This is a genomic window from Pseudonocardia bannensis (assembly GCF_012911875.1).
GTDB lineage: Bacteria > Actinomycetota > Actinomycetes > Mycobacteriales > Pseudonocardiaceae > Pseudonocardia > Pseudonocardia bannensis.
This window is the reverse complement of record NZ_JAAXKZ010000051.1, coordinates 1-14,215: the sequence shown is the minus strand read 5'-3', so window position 1 is coordinate 14,215 and position 14,215 is coordinate 1. Positions and strand designations below refer to the sequence as shown.

The window sequence follows — 14,215 nt, the reverse complement described above, 5'->3', positions numbered from 1 at the left end:
CTCGGCTAGTCGCTCTGCGCCAGCGACTCGAGGCCGCGGTGGCCCCAGACGTCGCCGCCTTCCCAGTCCGAGACGACCCAGGTGTCCTCGTCCACCTCGCGCGCTCCCCAGCCGTACTCGAGGTCGATCCCGCTGGGCGTCCGCATGTAGAACGAGAGCATGTGGTCGTTGCGGTGCCGGCCGAGCGTGGTGCTCATCGGCACTCCGGCGTCCTGCGCCCGGTCGAGTGCGCGGCCGACCATGTCGATCTCCTCGACCTCCAGCATGATGTGCTGGCAGGCGGTGAACGGGCCCCGGGCGAGCGCGATGGAGTGGTGCCGGCGGTTGCAGTGCAGGAAGCAGACCTCGACCGGTCCGAGCGTGGTGTACTCCGAGACCCGGAATCCGAGCTGCTGGACGTAGAAGTCCTGGGTCTGCTCGTACTGCTCGGCGTTGATCAGGAAAACCACGTGACCGAAGCCCATGTCGCCCGTCACGAACTTCGCCCCGTGCGGGGACACGAAGTTGTAGTCGATGGTGGGCCGGTAGTAGAGTTCGAGGCGGTTGCCCGCCGGGTCGTTGATGACGGCCATGCCGCCGACCGATCGGGCCTTGAGCTCCTCGTCGTCGCCGAGCCGGACGGCCACTCCCGACTGCTGCAGCTCCTCGATCGCGTCCTGGAAGGCCTGTGCGTTGGGCAGCTCCAGCCCGGCGTAGGAGAAGCCGTCGGCCTCCGCCTGGTGCACGGCGATGCGCCAGCGGTAGTCGTCAGTCTTCAGCAGGAGGCCGTCCTTGGGCGCGTCCGCGCGCAACTGCACACCCAGGACGTCGTGCGCGTAATCCCGCCACGCGGGCACGTTTGTGGCGTTGATCCCGACATAGCCGATGGACCGGACCTTCATCATTCGCCTTCTTTCTCATGTACGCAGACAGTTCCGTCGATCACCGCGACAGCGAACGTCTTCAGCGGCTCGCGGGCCGGGCGGGTGCCCTTCCCCGTGGCCATGTCGAAACGGGCCTTGTGCCAAGGGCAGACGATGGTGGTGCCCTGTACCGGCCCGCCTTCGATGCTCAGCGCCCGGTGCGAGCAGGTGGCACTGACCGCGTAGAGCGCCCCCTCGACGTTGAAGACGAGGCAACGTTCGCCGGAAGGCAGATCGACCGCTGCCCGTCCGTCCGTCGCGAGTTGTTCGGTCGGGCAGACCGGAATCCAGCCCGCACGCAGGGCCGCACGCTCCGTCATCTCTTGCAGCTCTTCGATGTCGTGTGCCGGTCAGAACAAGGCCGCGTCGTCCGGGAACACGCCCGGGACCAGGCCGACGTCGAGAACTGCGCCGGACATCATGTCCGCGGCATCGGAGAGCAGGAAGCGCACCGTGCGGGCGTAGTCCTCGGGCATCCCGACCCGGCCCTGCGCGTTCATCCCCTTGACGACCTCGAGGATCTCGGGCCGGTGGGCGACCATCGGCTCCGACATCCCGGACAGGATGAACCCGGGAACAATGGCGTTCACCCGGATGCGGTGCTTCGCCAGGTCGTACGCGAGCGCCTTCGTCAGCCCGAGAACGCCCGCCTTCGAGGCGACATAGGCGACGTGGGCGCCACCGCCGTACGCGGAGACCGAGGAGAAGTTGACCACGGAGCCACCGCCGGCCTCGATCATCGACGGGACCGCGGCCTTGCACAGCAGGAATTGGCCCTTGAGGTTGACGTCGACGGTGACGTCCCAGGTCTCTTCGCTGGTGTCCAGCACCGAACCGGTCGGACGCACGGCAGCGTTGTTGACCAATGCCCGCACTGGCCCGAACCGTCCGGTCGCCCGCTCCACGAAGTTCTCGAGCTGGGTCAGGTCCCGGACATCGGCCTCCTCGACGAGCACGTCCTCCCGGCCGCCGAACTCGGCCTGCAGGTCCTTGACCTGCCCGCCGTCGTTGCTGAACGTCGCGACTCGGAATCCGTCCTCGAGCAGGCCGAACACGACGGCGCGACCCACGCCGTAGGTCCCCCCGCTCACCACCGCGAGCCGATCCGCCACCTTGCACGCTCCTATTCCCGAGGGAAGACCGTCCCTCGCCATCGCCGGGTCCACGGGTCGGCGCCCACCTGGCGCCGCGGCACCGCCGCCCTTGGGAGAGCACCATGGCGGTGACGCGAGTCACCGCGCCTCCGTGGTAACTACGTGACTCGGGGTGACCTTTGACCCCGACTTCCCCGCAGTCGAGGGCGGTTCAGAAGTCCAATTCAGCGCCTTTGCGCTGGTCGCGAGCAGGCCCTGATGGAAACGCTCCGTAACCGCGCGCCCCTGGGAGATCTCGGAAATCCCGTCGCGCGACGGCTTCCCAGGGCTTGCGCCCGGAGCGCTCGGCGGCTCAAGATGCCGATCTGCCATCCTCCGCGGGTGGTCCGGCCGGCCCCGACGCCGCCTGGCGCTCGCTCCCTGTCCCGGGATTCCGGTCCTTCCGCGGATCGCGCGACATCACCGCAGCGGACCCAGCCGGGGTCATCGACCGTCGAGAACGTCATGGCGACCCACCACCCACAGAGGGAGACCTGGAATGCTCATCGCCGTACTCGTGGCCGTCGCGTTTGCCTGCCTCGTTCTCGGCGTCGTTCTTGCGGAGATCACGGTGACTTACGTGGCGTTCGGGGTCAGCCTGCTCGGCATCGCCGTACTGGCGTTCGCGAGCATCCGGAAGCGGCGAGGAGCGCGCAGCGCCGAGGTACCGGGCAGGCTCGCGGACGAAGTCGGCCCCGGCGAGCCCGGCGCCGATGAACAGCCCGGCCCGCCGGCCGGGGAGTCGGGAGGAACTGCGTCCTCAGGCACGTCAGTGCACTCGTCGCCCTGCGACGATGCGGCGTCCGCGGAAGAGCCGGAACGTGCTGCCGTCGAGAGCGGTGCCGACCTCGGGGTCGAAGACCCGATTCAAGCCCGGATCGTGCACGTCGTGCCCGGACGTCGGCGCTATCACACGCCCGAATGCAGACTGCTGAACAGCCACGCCGACGAGCAGATCACCCTCGAAGAGGCGCACGAGGAAGGGTTCAGCGCCTGTACGACGTGCATTCCGGACGGCAGCGATCTCGTCTCCTCCCCTGTCCGCGACTGAGGCGGGCCTGCGGGTCGGCCACCGTTGCCCGCTGAATCGCTCCAGGCCGGTGCTCCCCATTCCCCTCGTATCCCAACCGGCTCCCGAACGTTGTGCAGTTGTCCGCAGACATCGGGGGCCGGCGTCCGGTAACAGCGTCTCGGACCCCCCATCTGCCACGGGAGGTCAGCGAATGACCGGATGGAACCGCCTCCCCGAACGATTTCGAGCGCGGCAGGTTCTCGCGAAGGGCCAGCAATCGGGGGCTCTCATCGCCGACGACCTCTCACTCGGCGCACCCGCATTCGTTCGCGTCATGCCCGCCCGCCGCCTCGACAAGGACGTCATGGCGTACTTCGAGGATGCGGGACGCAGGCTCGGGAACGAGGCCTCCGGCGCGCGAGCGGACGTCCCGCGCCTGGAGCTCTTCCGCTCGGACCGGGTCGCCTTCATCAGTCGTCGCTACGTGGCGGGGCAGACCCTCGACGAGTGGCTTGCCGACCCGCCCACTGAGCTCAGCCGATTCCTCGATGTCGCCGTCGTCGCCGTGAAGAACCTGTGCTTCCTGCACTCGACGGGCCTGACCCACGGGAACGTGAAGGCTTCCAACCTCGTCGTCTCGGCCGGGCACGTCGCTCTCGTCGACCACGGGCTGGCCCGTCTGTCGAGCATCTTCGACTACAAGGTCCAGGGCGCGCCGACCGCCATGGTCATACCGAGCCCGGAGTCCCAGGCCGGCGATGTGTCCTGCCTCGCCTCGTTGCTGCTCAAGGCCTTCGAGCGCGTCCTCGCGACAGGACCGCCCGCCACGACGGCCTTCACCCAGCAGCTGAACCTGTTCGTGCGGATGACCCTGGGGCGCCTCGCCGGCCTCGACGGCGGGTACAACGTGCTCACCGCCGCGGTCCGCGACCTCGAGGAGCTGGCCGAAGCGTGCCGTTCGGGCCGCCTCGCCGATGTCAGCATCGGCTCCCAAGACCTCCGACCCGAACTCGGTCCGGCCGCGTTCGCCGCCCGGCCGGCCGAGTGGTCGAAGCTCATCGCAGCGCTCGGATATGCCCAGGCCGAGCGGACGCAGACCGTGCTCGTCGAGGGTCCTGCCGGGATCGGGAAGACCCGCCTCCTGCAGGAGTTCTCCCGGTGGGCGCAGGCGGAGCACACCGCCAGGGTCATCTACGTCAAGAGCGAACCGGCGGTCGCATCCCGGCCGCATGTCGTGCTGTCCTCCTTCGTCGAGGCGCTACAGCGCTCCCGCGGGGGCGAGCCGGGAACCCGCTTCGACGGCGACGAGGAGCAACAATCCGCCTTCGCCGACGGAACCGAGGGCTTCGGTGGCGGCGGTGACATGCGGCTGCAGGGGGCGTTGCGGCCGGACGAGGCGGCGCGCCGGCTGGCGACGAGCCTGAGCCAGCTGGCAACCGCCGAGAACCCGCTGCTCGTGATCATCGACGACTGCCATTTCGCGCGACGCGAGGACATCCTGCTGCTCGGGCACCTCGCCGACGTCGCACCGAAGATCGGCCGCGGAGTCGTCATGATCTTTGTTCGCCGAGGGGCAGCCGACCCCGAGGACCGGATGCCCGCCATCGAGACCGAACACGTCGTGCGCGTGAATTCGCTGCCGCCCGACGCCGTGCGATCGATCCTAACGTCCATGGCAGGGCGGGTCGACGACGCCGTCGTCGATGGCGTGATCCGATGGGCGGGCGGCAGCCCGCTGATGGCGCAGAACGCCATCCGCTTCCTGACCGACAGCGGCGCGGTCGTGCCCGGGCCCAATGGCTGGGAGAGCCGGGGGCGCCTGCCGGCTCCACCAGCGGTGCTCACCGGGCGGGTCCGGTCGTTGCCGTCCCACCTGCGCTCGGTCCTCAAGGTGGCCGCCGCCATCGGTTTTCGGGGCCGGATGGACATCCTCGCGGGCGCCTCGGGGAAGTCCGTGGCATGGTGCGCGACCGTCGTGTCCGAACTGGCCCGCCGCGGGTTGCTGCACGAGCATCGGGAGAGCCAACCCAGGTCACGAGGCCCAGGGATCCGGGATTTCGTGTTCGCACACGACACCGTCCGTGAGGAGGCGCTTGCCGACGAGGCGGGCGTCCCGCTGGCCGAGATCCATCGGCAGGTCGCACGCGCGATGATCGCACTCGGCCATACCGACGAGTTCGACCTCGCCTTCCACCTCGCCGCATCGGGCGACATGGCCGCTGCGTTCCCGCACGCGGTCACCGCGGCCCGGACCGCACGGCATCGCTACAGCCTGGGCACGGCCCGCGAGTATTACGAGCTCGCCATCGCAGTCCGAGAAACTGCCGACCTCCTCCGGGAGATGGGCGAGGTCCTCATGCTCGACGGTTGTTACGCCGAAGCCGTCGCCACGCTCAAGAGGTCCTTGTCGCGATGCGCTCATTCCGATGTGGTCGCCCGCGCGCAGATATTCCGCCTACTCGGAGAAACGCATTTCAAGACCGGGAGTCTGGAAGAGGCCGAGCAGTACTTCCTGCAGGCGTTGCAGGCGTTGGGCGAGCCCCTTCCACGCGACGATCGCAGCTTCCTGCTCGCCTCCGTCAAGGAGGTCGCCAGGCTGAGCCTCGGTCGCCATTCCCCGCACCAGCTGCACGCCCGGGATTCCGAGCACCCCGCCCTCAAGGCGGCCGTGTTCGGCAACCTGGCCTACTGCTGGTGGTTCCACAACAGCATCCGCGCGCTCTGGGCCCAGGGACGGGAGATGGCCGTGGCGCGGCACTGCGCGGTCGACGGGCCGGAACGCGCCCACGCCTACGCCACGCACGCCGTGCTGTGTGGGGCGCTGCTCGGACGCGCCCGGCGGGCCGCCCGCTACGGCGCCCGGGCTGTCTCGATCCGCAAGCAGGCCGGTGACGAGTGGGGGGAGGCGCACGCCCTGCACCTGTACGGCGTCGCGCTCGTCGCCTCGGGCGACTACCCCCGGTCGATCGCGCTGCTGACCGCGGCGGTGGAGCGCTTCGACCGCACCGCGGACCGGTGGGAGGCCCACACCTCTCGATGGCACCGGGCGATCGCGCTGTACCGGCTGGGCGACCGGGAGGCGGCAGCCCGGGAGGCCGAGCTCGTCCACCGGCTGGCCGAGGCAATCGGCGACCGGCAGGCTTCGGTCAGCGCCACCTTCATCCGGGCGCTGGCCTGCGACGGCGAGGACGTCGGCGAGGCGGCGGGAGCGGACCCCGGCCCGGACTTCGACGTGCAGTCCACCCTCACCCACCTGCTCGCACGCGCCATCGGGCTCCTCGGCGCCCACCATCTCGAGGAAGCGGACGACGTCTTGAACCACGCAGCCACGGAGATCCGCCGCCGCCGCATGGTCAACTCCTACGTGGTGCCGGTGCTGTCCTGGCGCGCAACAGTAGCGCGATGGCGGGCCGAGGGCTCGCCGCCCCGAAGCGTCGAGTCCAGACGGTGGGCGGTGCGGGCGGCGGTACGCACCGTCGTCGCCGCCACAGCGAGCAGCGTTTATCAAGCTGAACGCGAGCATGTCAGGTACGAGGTGAAGCAATGGCCGTCGGTGATCCGGCACGCGTTCCTTTCGGGCTCCGCGCGATGATCGGTCGACGGCTCTTCGGTACCGGTACCACGTCCGCACCCGTTCTCGCGGGCTCGGCAACACACAACGGCCTGGAACCGAGCCTGTCACGAACCCTGCCGGAGGAAGGCGGAAACAGCGACGACACCCGGACCGCGATCGCCACGATCGTCTCGTTGCTGGTGGCGGCGGTCCACGTGGACGACGCTGCGTTCATCGAAGCGGGCAGCTCGGTTCACGGTCCCGTGCGTGTCGTCGCCGGCTCAATGAGCGACGACGACCTCGAGTGGCTTCGCGCGAAGGGGCATCTGCGCCGGCAAACGGACCTCACCTGCGTCCGGTTCCAGACCCGGCCACCCCGTTGGGCGACCTTCCTGGTGCTACCGGTGCCGGGCCGCACTGGTTCTGTGCTGGTGGCACGTCGGGAACGCAGTGCTCCCTGGTCCGCCCAGAATCGGCAAGTGGCGATGCTGACCCGCGAATGCCTCCGGCGAGTACTGGCCGCGGAACACATGGCCGATGCCATGTCGACCTCGCTCATGGTGAGCGAGGAGTTGTTCCGGACGCGCCTGGCCGCGGAGCTCCACGACGACGTCGGCCAGCGCCTCTCAGCTCTTCTGATGGAGGCCCGGCGATTGCAGAACAGCCTCGCTCGCTTGGATATCAAGCCGCCACGGGACGCGGTGACGTGGATCTACGAGCAGTTGAGGGAGTGCAACGAGGTCGTGCGCGACCTCGTCTACGAAACGTCGGCCCCGGCCCTGGCCGAACTGGGACTGCCGGCCGCCCTTCGTGATCTGGTGGAGCGCCGTCAGGCACGCAACCCGTTGACGATCAGCTATTCGTGCGACATCGCGGCCAGCGACCGTGAGCTCTCCTACGACGACCTGCCACATCCTGTTCAGGTCGCGTGCCTGCGAATCGTCCAGGAAGCCGTGACGAACGTGATGAAACACGCGGACGCGATGCACTGCGCCATCACCTTGACGCTGAGCGATTCGACATTGTCGGCGACCATCGAGGACGATGGCACCGGGCTTCCTGCCACGAGCACCTCAGGTGGCTTCGGCATGACCAGCATGCGGGAGCGGGCCGCGGTCCTGGGCGGCCGCGTATCCATCCACAGCGATCCTGGCGCGGGAACGGTGGTCAGCGCCACGCTACCGACTTAGACGGGCTTCTCGGGCGCAACGGACCGAGACGCAGATACGAATATACCTCACGACGAAAGCAAGAAATGAAGAAGCTGCAAGTGCTGCTGTGTGACGACCATCGGATGTTCAGAGAAGGAGCCAAGCGAATTCTCGACGACGAAATCGACATCCAGGTTGTCGGTGACGTCTCGTCGCTCGACGAAGCTGCACAACTCGCCGTCGAGCTGACACCGACCGTCATCGTCCTCGATATCTCGCTGCACGGGGGGAAGAGCGGGCTGGATGGGATCGAGATCCTCCGAGAGCAGTGCCCGGCGACGAAGATCTTGATGGCGTCGATGCATCAGGAGAGCTCCTTCGTCCAGGCCGCATTCGCACGTGGGGCCTCCGGGTACGTCACCAAGGACGCAGCCGCCGATGACCTCGCTGCAGCCGTCCGGGTGGTGTCCCTGGGCGGGCAGTACGTCCCGGAGTTCCTTGCGGAGCAGAAGGCGGCCTCGTCGCACCTGACGGCCCGCGAGCGAGATGTCCTGGAACTTCTGGCAGCCGGCCATACCAATGCGGAGATCTCCAAGGTCCTGCACCTTTCCATCCGAACCGTGGAGACCTATCGCTCTCAGCTCGGCCGCAAGCTTAACGTCGGCAGTCGATCAGATCTGATTCGCGTGGCCAAGCTCCAGGGAATTCTGTAGCCCGAACCAAGCCGCGAGCACCCTTCTTCCGTTGGCCCGTAACGAGCACTGGAGTGCTCCCGATTTTATTGACATCGACAATGTCGCGGCGGACGCCCCGCCAAGCATGGCGCGCCTCCGTCCGGCAGGCCGACCAGCGCATTACGAGGCAGCTATGGCGAGGTCAAATTGGTTCAGCGGTGATCAAATTGCTGTTAGATCCCGTCGCCTGCACACCGCGGGACGCGCGAGAAGGGGCCGGAACCGCTACACAGGCTGCTCCCGGACGGTCAATAGCAGCTTGGGATTCAGCCTGCCCCGCCCAGCTTTGGGCCTGAGCTGGGGTGATGGATCACCTAGTGGCTTGTCATGCAGCCTTGGCCGGGTAATCGGTCCAGGTCCGGATCGGTGAGTCGGTGGCGAAGTTGACCTTGGGTTGGGCTCGGCCGTTGTGCCAGCGGACGTAGCCGGCGATGGCGGCGTTCTGCTCGGTATGGCTGCGGTGGTCGGTGCCGCCCAGGGCGAAGTAGCGTAGCGCGGCGAACTCGGCCTCGATCCAGTTCAGCCACGACCCGTAGGTCGGCAAGAACACCAACTCGATCTCGTTGACCGCGCACCAGGAGCGGACGGCGGGGTGGCGGTGCGGGGAGAAGTTGTCGCAGATCAGGTAGAGCTTCTCGCCGGGCCAGCGAGCCCGCAGGGCCTTGAGGAAGTCGAGGGACTCCTGCGATCGCTTGCGCGCCCGGATCCGGTAGAAGAGCTTGCCGGTGGCCAGATCCAGCGCGGCGAGCATGTGCATCACGCCGTCATAGCGGTGGTGGGTCGCCCGCAACCTGCGCGGGCGGCGCCGGGGCCGCCACGCCTTGCCGGTCCGCGGGAGCGGGTTCAATGGCCCGAACTCGTCAACGCAGACGACGCGGCCGTCGGCGGGTGGGTGGTCGTAGAGGGCGAGGATCCGGCGCACCTTCGCCGATGAACTCCGGGTCCGGCGAGACCTTCCACGTGGTGGTGGTCTGCCAGGAGATCCCGCCGGCGTGCAGGATCTCCGCGCAGGGTCTCGCGGCTGAGCTCGGCGACGATGCCCTCGGCCAGCAGGTAGTCGCGCAGCTTCGCCAGCGACCAGGTGGAGAAGCCGGTCAAGCCGCACTCGGCGGGGGACGTGCGGGCGATCAGGCAGATCCATTCGCGGACCTGCTTACCGATCTTCCTGCGCCGTCCCCCGCTCCATTTTGGGTCCAGCGCGTCGAACCCCCGCTCGTTGAACGCGTGGATCACATCACGCACGTAGTCCTCGCTGACCTGCAGCAACGCGGTGATGTCCCGGACGGTCTGGCCCTGGCCAGACATCATCACCACGATCGCCCGGCGCATCCGAACCGGGTCCTTCGAGGTTCGAGTGATCCGCTGTAGCTTGCGGCCCTCGTCCATGGACAGCGGCCGGACGAACACGCTCGGTCTGCGCGCCACCCCTCACCTCCCGCACTCGACGTGCAGGCAGGGTGACCGGGTCGACCAGCGAGATCAATTACCCGACCAACGTTGCGTGTCGAGCCACTAGAAGTCCCGCTACGGACCGCTACTGACCGCTACTGACCGCTACTGACCGCTACTGACCGCTACTGACCGCTACTGACCGCTACTGACCGCGGAGAATGGCCCGTGGATGGCCTGGCCTCCAGGCAGTACAGCAATTGGGACTTGTCGTCCTTTGCGTCGTTCCGCCCACCGAGCCGGAGGGCCGACCCGTCGCCGGCCTGTTCCGACTTCGGGCTGAGACCATCGCGGACCACTCCCGTCCCGGCCGAGGATGCCGTCGATGAGGTCCGGAGACGCTGGCCGCCATCCCGGACGTGCCCGCCTCGGAGCCGATACCGGCGGTGAGCGCCCGATCGCCGCCGCGCCGGCCCAGCCCGTGGCCGCCGCCCAAGGCCGGTGAACCCAGCTGAGAACGTCAACCCGCGTGTAGCCGACCGGCTTGGTCGGGTGCGGCGGCAGCCACCTTCAACACGGCCCACCTGTCGACCCGAAGGAGCTGGCCGCCCGCAGCGTAGATGACGGCCTGGAGCTCGCGTCGCGAGTCGCCTTCGCCGTCCGGACCTACGCCACCTGTCCAAGAGGGCATCGCCCGCGGCGATGACCTATCGACCCCACGGGGGCCCGTGACACGACTCGTGACGCGAAATCCTGTCAACCAGCGTGACCAGAGGCGACGACGTCGTGTCACGCCGCACCGTTGGCCGCAGGTCAAGAGTGGGCCCCCGGGGGATCGAACCCCGAACCCGCGGATTAAAAGTCCGCTGCTCTGCCGGTTGAGCTAGAGGCCCCGGCGTACTGCGTGCTTGCGCACTTCGCTGCCCCGACAGGGTACGACGTGCGGCGCCAGGGCCGTCCGGACCCACCGGGACGGCACTGGATGACCGAACCATCCCCGACGATCCGCATCAACCCTGACACCCGATGTGGCGCAGTAACTTGCTGTCACCAAGTGTGACTGAGGGTGAAATGTGGGACTCTGTCGGCATGCGAAGCCTCCGTGTCCCTGCCGCGACCCTGCTGACCCTCTTCGCGCTCTCCGCCTGCTCGGGCGGTCAGACGGCGCCCGCCAGCGGCGGCGCATCGGCATCGGCATCGGCGACCGGCACGAACCGGGACGCGGAGGTCGAGGCGACCTTCGCGGAGGGTCAGGGGGCCGCGATCACCTACCTGCCGGAGCTGGTACCGGCTGGGGCCACGGCCAAGGTCACCTCGAGCTCCGGGGACGGGACGTCGACGGTCACCCTCGAGCTCACCGGACTCGTGCCCAACCGGCACTACGGCGCGCACGCCCACACGAAGGCCTGCGGCGCGGCCCCGGCCGACTCGGGCCCGCACTTCCAGCACGAGAAGGACCCGGTGACGCCCAGCGTCGACCCGGCCTACGCGAACCCGCAGAACGAGATCTGGCTGGACTTCGAGACCGACGCCGAGGGCAAGGCCACCGCGACCTCCACGGTGAACTGGGACTTCACCGACGGGGCGCACCCGCAGTCGGTCGTCGTGCACTCCAACCACACAGCCACCGAGCCCGGCAAGGCCGGCACCGCCGGCGACCGGGCAGCCTGCGTCACCGTGGACTTCTGAGTCAAGGACAATACGATCCTGTGAGCGTGCAGGACCTGCTCGGCGAGAGCACCGAGAACAACGGCGCCGCCACACCGTCTCCGCGACGGGTAGCGGCACCGCTGCGTATCGGCCCCTACCAGGTCGACACCCCGGTGGTCCTGGCCCCGATGGCCGGCATCACCAATGCCGGGTTCCGCCGGCTGTGCCGCGAGCAGGGGTCCGGCTACTACGTCTGCGAGATGATCACCTCGCGCGGGCTGGTCGAACGCAACCCGCTGACCTTCCGGATGATCGCGATGGACCCGGACGAGCACCCGCGCTCGATGCAGCTCTACGGCGTGGACCCGGCGACGATCGGGGCCGCGGTCCGCATGATCGCCGAGCGAGACCTGGCCGACCACGTCGACCTGAACTTCGGCTGCCCCGTCCCCAAGGTCACCCGCCGTGGCGGTGGCGCTGCGCTGCCGTACAAGCGGCGGCTGTTCGAGGCCATCGTCAAGGCCGCGGTCGACAACGCGACAGACGCCGGGATCCCGGTCACCGTCAAGATGCGCATCGGCATCGACGACGAGCACCACACCTACCTCGACGCGGGCCGGATCGCTGCCGACGCGGGGGTTTCCGCCGTCGCACTGCACGCCCGCACCGCGGCCCAGCGCTACTCCGGCACCGCCGACTGGTCGGCCATCGCCCGGCTGCGCGACAGCCTTCCCGCAGAGCTTCCGGTGCTGGGCAACGGCGACATCTTCAGCGCGGCCGACGCCCTGGAGATGGTCGCTCAGACCGGTTGCGACGGGGTCGTGGTCGGCCGTGGCTGCCTGGGCCGGCCCTGGTTGTTCGGCGACCTCGAGGCCGCGTTCGCCGGCCGCCCGCTGCCCACCCCGCCCAAGCTCGGCACCGTCGCCGCGACGCTGCGCCGCCACGCCGTGCTGCTCTGCGAGCACATGGGCACGCACAAGGGCATCCGGGACATCCGCAAGCACATCGCCTGGTACCTCAAGGGCTTCCCGGTCGGCCCCGAGATCCGCCAACGCCTCGGCCTGGTGGGCAGCCTGGACGAGCTCGACGAGCTGCTCGCGATGCTCGACCCGGACCAGGAGTTCCCCGCCGAGGCCGACGGCCCGCGCGGACGGCAGGGTTCGCCGGGCCGCGTGGTGCTGCCCGAGCACTGGCTCGACGACCCCGAGGACGCGTCGGTCCCCTTCGGCGCCGAGCTGGCCCACTCCGGCGGGTGACAGTGGTCCGGAAGCCGTCCTCGACGGACCGTACGGAACCGCTCGCCCGGTCGGGTGGAAGCGCGAACGAACGGGTGCTGCCGTCTCCGAGGCCTCAAGAGCCCCACCAGTCACGTCGAAATCACCAGCAGTGGGGGGGTGATCCGGTGGCGGACGTGGTGGCTCGATCGGTGGGGACGCTGACGCACGGCGAGTTGAGCGCCGACGACATGACCGCCGTCCTCGGCGCGGACCCCCCGGCAGCCGTCCATGCCGGACCGCCCGGCGCCCTGGCCGCGCAGCACACCGCAGCCGCCGAGAAGCTCGCCGAGGAGGGCCGCTGGGAGCAGGCGTACGGCCACCTGCGCGTCGCCGTCCGGCTGCTGCACGGCCAGTGTGCGACGGTCGGTGGCGCCCATGGCCCCGCCACCCCCGACGAGCTCGACCGGCTGCGCCGCGAGCACGCCGAGGCCCGCGAGCAGAGCCGCCGCGACAGCCTCACCGCCAGTTACAACCGGCGCTACCTCGACGAGCGTCTGGCCGCCCTGCTCGACGACCTCGACGACCTCGACGACCCGACCGTCCGGACCACCGGGATCTGTGTCGCGCTCGTCGACATCGACCATTTCAAGCAGGTCAACGACACCTACGGGCACCTGTTCGGCGACCGCGTGCTGCAGCGGCTGGTCTCCGAGCTCGACGCCGGGCTGCCCGAGGGGGCGTTCTGCGCGCGCTACGGCGGCGAGGAGTTCGCGCTCGTCCTGCCCGGCCGCGACCTCGCCGAGGCGGTCGACATCTGCGAGGCGGCGCGGCACCGCATCTATCGCCATCCGTGGCTGGAACTGCACAGCGCCCTCCGGGTCACCGTGAGCATCGGGGTGGCGCACTCGGCGGGCCGGCGCGCCGAGGTCGAGCGGCTGATCGGGGAGGCCGACGAGCTGCTCTACACCGCCAAGCAGGCGGGCCGCAACGCTGTCGCCTTCCGAGCGGAGCGTTCCGGCCGGGTCCTGCTGGCCGGGGCCGCCGGGAGGCGCCGGTCCATCCCGCAGCCGGCGCGTACGACCGGCTGAACCCCGGCACCCCCGAGCGCTCTCCGCGACCCCGCTACGTAAGCTCGGATCCCGACAAGGGGGGCGGATGCTGGGGCCGGTTGCGGCCCGATCCGCCCTTTCGCGCGTGCGGGGAGGTGGCGTGCAGGGCGGTTCAGACCCTCGACGCGCCCCCGGCCCATGGGCTGCCCGACCGTCACACGACGACGAGGATGCCGCGCCCGCCGCGGAGTCGTGGCCGAACCACGCCGGGCCGTCGCGCGGCCGGCATCGCGCCCCGGCCGAGGAATCGGCCGGGCCGGTCGACGGTGTGCTCGACCGGTACGGCCTGACCGCTCCGCCTCGGCCGCCTCGCCGGCCCGGGCCGCCCGGCGGCCCCCCGGCGGCGGGGGACCGTACCCCACCCC

12 protein-coding genes and 1 tRNA gene are annotated in these 14,215 nt (G+C 69.3%); 7 read left to right on the top strand and 6 right to left on the bottom strand.

Annotated elements, in window-relative coordinates; translation table 11 throughout:
* Positions 1–5: 5 nt before the first annotated feature.
* The 3 genes from HF519_RS15210 to HF519_RS15200 are packed head-to-tail and all read right to left on the bottom strand — an operon-like array spanning position 6 to position 2,014.
* Complete coding sequence (locus HF519_RS15210) at positions 6–884, bottom strand: VOC family protein (protein ID WP_211170062.1); 879 nt, start codon at positions 882–884, stop codon at positions 6–8.
* The gene (locus HF519_RS15205; protein WP_169413597.1) at positions 881–1,222 is read right to left on the bottom strand and encodes a Rieske (2Fe-2S) protein; all 342 of its coding nucleotides are present in this window, start codon (positions 1,220–1,222) and stop codon (positions 881–883) included. The genes HF519_RS15210 and HF519_RS15205 overlap by 4 nt, the downstream gene beginning before the upstream one ends.
* Positions 1,223–1,252: 30 nt before the next feature.
* Positions 1,253–2,014, bottom strand: a complete 762-nt coding sequence (locus tag HF519_RS15200; protein ID WP_169413596.1) for an SDR family NAD(P)-dependent oxidoreductase — start codon at positions 2,012–2,014, stop codon at positions 1,253–1,255.
* Positions 2,015–2,534: 520 nt separating this feature from the next.
* On the opposite strand from HF519_RS15200, the gene HF519_RS15195 reads away from it, so the two are divergent.
* The 4 genes from HF519_RS15195 (at position 2,535) to HF519_RS15180 (ending at position 8,464) form a co-directional block, all read left to right on the top strand.
* Positions 2,535–3,086, top strand: a complete 552-nt coding sequence (locus HF519_RS15195; RefSeq protein ID WP_169413595.1) for a hypothetical protein — start codon at positions 2,535–2,537, stop codon at positions 3,084–3,086.
* A 295-nt stretch (positions 3,087–3,381) separates the two neighbouring features.
* The gene (locus tag HF519_RS15190) at positions 3,382–6,639 is read left to right on the top strand and encodes an AAA family ATPase (RefSeq protein ID WP_169413594.1); all 3,258 of its coding nucleotides are present in this window, start codon (positions 3,382–3,384) and stop codon (positions 6,637–6,639) included.
* Entirely contained in the window at positions 6,591–7,790 is a 1,200-nt protein-coding gene (locus HF519_RS15185) for a sensor histidine kinase (protein ID WP_169413593.1), read from the top strand. Before HF519_RS15190 ends, HF519_RS15185 begins: the two co-directional genes overlap by 49 nt.
* Positions 7,791–7,855: 65 nt before the next feature.
* Positions 7,856–8,464, top strand: coding sequence for a response regulator transcription factor (locus tag HF519_RS15180; protein ID WP_169413592.1), 609 nt, complete (start codon positions 7,856–7,858; stop codon positions 8,462–8,464).
* Between the two features lie 346 nt (positions 8,465–8,810).
* Here HF519_RS15180 and HF519_RS30445 read toward each other — a convergent pair whose 3' ends face one another.
* The 3 genes from HF519_RS30445 to HF519_RS15165 form a co-directional block, all read right to left on the bottom strand.
* Positions 8,811–9,407, bottom strand: coding sequence for an IS630 family transposase (locus HF519_RS30445; RefSeq protein ID WP_312860127.1), 597 nt, complete (start codon positions 9,405–9,407; stop codon positions 8,811–8,813).
* Positions 9,329–9,910 (bottom strand): helix-turn-helix domain-containing protein, encoded by a 582-nt coding sequence (locus tag HF519_RS32890; RefSeq protein ID WP_312860126.1) that lies wholly within the window; start codon positions 9,908–9,910, stop codon positions 9,329–9,331. The genes HF519_RS30445 and HF519_RS32890 overlap by 79 nt, the downstream gene beginning before the upstream one ends.
* Positions 9,911–10,694: 784 nt before the next feature.
* Positions 10,695–10,767 (bottom strand) — tRNA-Lys (locus tag HF519_RS15165).
* Positions 10,768–10,963: 196 nt separating this feature from the next.
* Between HF519_RS15165 and HF519_RS15160 the strand changes: the two genes are divergently transcribed.
* From HF519_RS15160 to HF519_RS15150, 3 genes are all read left to right on the top strand, one after another.
* A complete protein-coding gene (locus HF519_RS15160) occupies positions 10,964–11,563 on the top strand; it encodes a superoxide dismutase family protein (protein ID WP_169413591.1) in 600 nt (199 codons plus the stop codon).
* 101 nt (positions 11,564–11,664) lie between these two features.
* Positions 11,665–12,780, top strand: a complete 1,116-nt coding sequence (gene dusB, locus HF519_RS15155; RefSeq protein WP_281358534.1) for a tRNA dihydrouridine synthase DusB — start codon at positions 11,665–11,667, stop codon at positions 12,778–12,780.
* A gap of 209 nt (positions 12,781–12,989) precedes the next feature.
* The gene (locus tag HF519_RS15150; protein WP_169413615.1) at positions 12,990–13,829 is read left to right on the top strand and encodes a GGDEF domain-containing protein; all 840 of its coding nucleotides are present in this window, start codon (positions 12,990–12,992) and stop codon (positions 13,827–13,829) included.
* Positions 13,830–14,215 lie beyond the last annotated feature (386 nt).